At 40.5% G+C, this 4,159-nt stretch carries 2 protein-coding genes; one reads left to right on the top strand and one right to left on the bottom strand.

Going from position 1 to position 4,159, the window contains the following annotated elements; genetic code table 11:
- Nucleotides 1-252 (top strand): hypothetical protein (locus tag NL42_RS17635; protein WP_461313746.1); only part of this gene is annotated, 252 nt, incomplete at its 5' end.
- Between the two features lie 40 nt (nucleotides 253-292).
- Here the strand turns inward: NL42_RS17635 and metH are convergent.
- Nucleotides 293-3,979, bottom strand: coding sequence for a methionine synthase (metH, locus tag NL42_RS17630; protein WP_461313745.1), 3,687 nt, complete (start codon nucleotides 3,977-3,979; stop codon nucleotides 293-295).
- Between the last annotated feature and the right edge of the window lie 180 nt (nucleotides 3,980-4,159).

Genomic DNA, 4,159 nt, shown 5'->3' with positions numbered 1-4,159 from the left:
AATATTGAAAATAAAGAAGAAAAAAGGCTAATAGTTTTGTTGGATGATCATTTTTTTAAACCTTCAAAAATCCAGATCAGGGAAAAAGGTCACTGTTCAAGACAAAATAATTATACTTGTAATGTAATTATTAGAAATAATGAAATACTTATAACCGAACACAACTACACTCGTTCTTCTGAACAGAAGGAATTATTAAAAATTATTTTTAATGATGATGGTTCTTATAGTTTGCAACAAGCTGTCTTATAAAAATCCCCTCAATAGAGGGGATTTTTATAATTACTTAAGCTTAAACAATCGAATCATCTAAATTCGGCCCTAACCAACGCTTTGCCTCATCAAGTGTCCAACCTTTACGTTTTGCATAATCTTCAAGTTGGTCTTGAGATATTTTGCCCACGTTAAAGTATTCACTTTGAGGGTGCGAATAGTAGAAACCACTTACCGAAGATGGCGGCATCATTGCAAAGTGTTCAGTCAGTTTAGTGCCGATTTTGTCTGTAGAACCTAACCAGTCAAACAACACAGCTTTTTCAGAGTGCTCTGGACACGCTGGGTAACCCGGCGCAGGGCGAATACCGACATATTTCTCTTTAATCAGTTCTTCATTGCTGAGCTGTTCATCAGCTTTATAACCCCAGAACTCTTTACGAATGCGTTCATGCAAGTGTTCGGCAAAGGCTTCAGCAAAACGGTCAGCTAGTGACTGAACTAAAATTGCAGAGTAGTCATCACCTTTAGCTTTGTATTCATTTGCCAATTCTTCTGCACCAAAAATCGATACAGTGAATCCACCTAAGTAGTCCTGTTGCTCACGGTCAATACGAATGTAATCTGCCAAAGACAAGTTTGGTTTACCTGTGACTTTGTCTGATTGCTGACGTAAGTGTTCAAATGTATGCGTAACATTTTGACCAGCTTCATCAAATACGCTGACGGTGTCGGCGTCAGTGCGCTGAGCAGGGAACATACCAAATACAGCACGTGCATCAAAAAGGTTGTTGTCGATAATATCTTTCAACATTGCTTGAGCTTGGTTGTACAAATCTGTTGCAGCTTCGCCAACCACTTCATCTTGTAAAATTTTCGGGAACTTACCTGCCAAGCTCCAAGAAATGAAGAATGGTGTCCAGTCAAAATATTCAACCAATGTTTCAAGCGGATAATTGGTTAAGACTTGAGTTCCCAAAAGGTTTGGTTTTGCTGGAACGTAGCTTTCATCAATTTTAAAGCCGTTTTTAATAGACTCTGCATAAGTCAGTTTGGCAGCTTTTGGTTGTTTGTTGGCTAAGCGTTCACGAATTTTGACATATTCAGCACGGTGCTCTTCAATGAATTTTCCACGCATTTCTTTTGAAAGCAAGGTAGTTGCAACACCTACAGCACGTGAAGCATCAGCAACATAAATCACAGCATCGTTTTGATATTGAGGGTCAATTTTTACTGCTGTGTGTGCTTTTGAAGTTGTTGCACCACCAATCAATAAAGGAATGTTAAAACCTTTACGCTGCATTTCTTTCGCAACAAATACCATTTCATCTAAAGATGGGGTAATCAGACCTGACAAACCGATGATGTCACATTTTTCATCAATCGCAGTTTGCAAGATTTTCTCGCAAGGTACCATCACACCAAGGTCAACAATATCGTAACCATTACAGCCGAGTACAACACCCACAATATTTTTACCAATATCGTGTACGTCGCCCTTAACAGTTGCCATCAGGACTTTACCTTTAGATTGGCTACCTGTTTTTTCAGCTTCAATGTACGGGTTGAGCCAAGCCACAGCTTGCTTCATGACACGTGCAGATTTCACAACTTGAGGTAAGAACATTTTGCCTGAACCGAACAAGTCACCAACAACGTTCATACCATCCATCAAAGCACCTTCAATCACATCTAAAGGACGTTTGGCTTTTAGGCGAGCTTCTTCGGTATCTTCGTCAATGTAAGTTGTAATTCCTTTGACCAAAGCATATTCAAGGCGTTTTTCTACAGGTTCATTACGCCATTCAAGGTTTTCTGCTTCGCGTTGAGCACCACTATGGCCACGGAACTTTTCAGCGACTTCAAGCAGTTTCTCTGTGGCGTTTTGACCAGACTCACCTTGGTTCTGGTTTAAAACAACATCTTCAACTGCATCTTTGAGTTCTTTAGGAATATCATCATAAATTGCCATTTGACCAGCATTTACAATACCCATAGTCATGCCTTGTTTAATGGCATGGTACAAGAACACAGAGTGAATCGCTTCACGAACAGGCTCATTTCCACGGAATGAGAACGAAACGTTCGATACACCGCCAGAAATCATGGCGTGAGGTAAGTTTTGTTTAATCCAACCAGTGGCTTCAATAAAATCGACGCCATAGTTATTGTGTTCCTCAATACCTGTTGCCACTGCAAACACGTTCGGGTCAAAAATAATATCTTCAGCAGGGAAGCCTACATCATTAACCAAAACATCATAAGAACGTTTACAGATTTCGCGTTTACGCTCAGCAGTATCGGCCTGACCAGTTTCATCAAAAGCCATCACAATAATTGCAGCACCATATTGGCGACACAGGCGAGCTTTTTCGACAAACTCGTCATAACCTTCTTTTAAGGAAATCGAGTTAACAACGGGTTTACCTTGTACGCATTTTAAGCCTGCTTCAATGATTTCCCATTTTGATGAGTCAATCATGATCGGCACACGTGAAATATCTGGCTCCGATGCTACAAGGTTTAGGAAATGCACCATCGCATTTTGCGAATCGAGCATCCCTTCATCCATGTTAATGTCGATAATCTGTGCGCCAGCTTCCACTTGTTGCTGTGCAACTTCTAAAGCTTCGGCAAAGTTTTCTTCACGAATTAAGCGTAAGAATTTTTTTGAACCAGTAACGTTGGTACGTTCACCCACGTTAACGAACAATGAGTCATCATAAATATTAAATGGTTCTAAACCACTTAAGCGACAAGCTGGCTTAGTTTCAGGAATTTGACGTGGTGCAATGTCTTTTACAGCATTGGCAATCGCACGAATATGGTCTGGCGTCGTACCACAGCAACCGCCGGTAATATTGATCAAACCACTTTCTGCAAATTCTTTTAAGAAGGCAGCAGTTTGTTCTGGTGTTTCATCATATTCACCAAAAGCATTTGGTAAGCCTGCATTTGGATGAGCAGAAATAAAAGTATCAGCAACATCAGACACGGTTTTAACGTGAGGACGCATAGCATCTGCACCAAGGGCACAGTTGAAGCCAATTGAAAGTAAGTCACCATGACGTACAGAGTTCCAGAACGCTTCAGCAGTTTGACCTGTTAAAGTACGACCTGAAGCATCGGTAATGGTCCCTGAAATCATGAGTGGTAATTCATGTCCAAGTTGCTTAAAGACTTCTTTCACCGCAAAAATTGCAGCTTTACAGTTTAATGTATCAAAAACGGTTTCAATCAAAATGATATCTGCACCGCCTTCAATCAGCGCATGAGTTGCCTCAATATAGTTTTCTTTTAGCTCATCAAAGGTAATGTTACGAAAGGCAGGGTCATTTACATTAGGTGAAATTGAACAGGTACGCGATGTTGGACCGAGTACACCTGCTACAAAACGCGGTTTATCTGGGGTTGAATACTTTTCACAAGCTGCTTTAGCTAAACGTGCTGCTTCACGGTTAATCTCTGGAACAAGATCTTCCATGTGGTAGTCAGACATTGAAACACGCGTGCCGTTAAAGCTGTTGGTTTCAATAATGTCTGCGCCTGCATCAAGATAAGCTTCATGAATACCTTGAATGATTTCGGGTTGAGTTAGCACAAGAAGGTCATTGTTACCTTTTAAGTCATGTGCCCAATCGGCAAAACGCTCACCACGGTAGTCGGCTTCTTCTAATTTATGGCGTTGAATCATGGTACCCATCGCACCATCAATAATCAGAATGCGTTTGGCAAGAAGCGCTTTTAGGGTGGCAAGCGTAGACATAGAAAACCCCGATATTGTACAAATTTAAAAATGCGGCGCTATTGTAACAGAATAGTTGCGCAATTGATGAGCTATAACGACCCGCCATTCACTTGTAATAGATTCATTAGAAAAACGGCTTTTATGACAAATGAAGACTGTTTTTTCATCAAATATTCATAAAATGATCATGATATTGAA

It is taken from the genome of Acinetobacter sp. GN11, from assembly GCF_054823985.1.
Note: the sequence above shows the minus strand (reverse complement) of the source record. Positions and strands in the feature narration are given on the sequence as shown.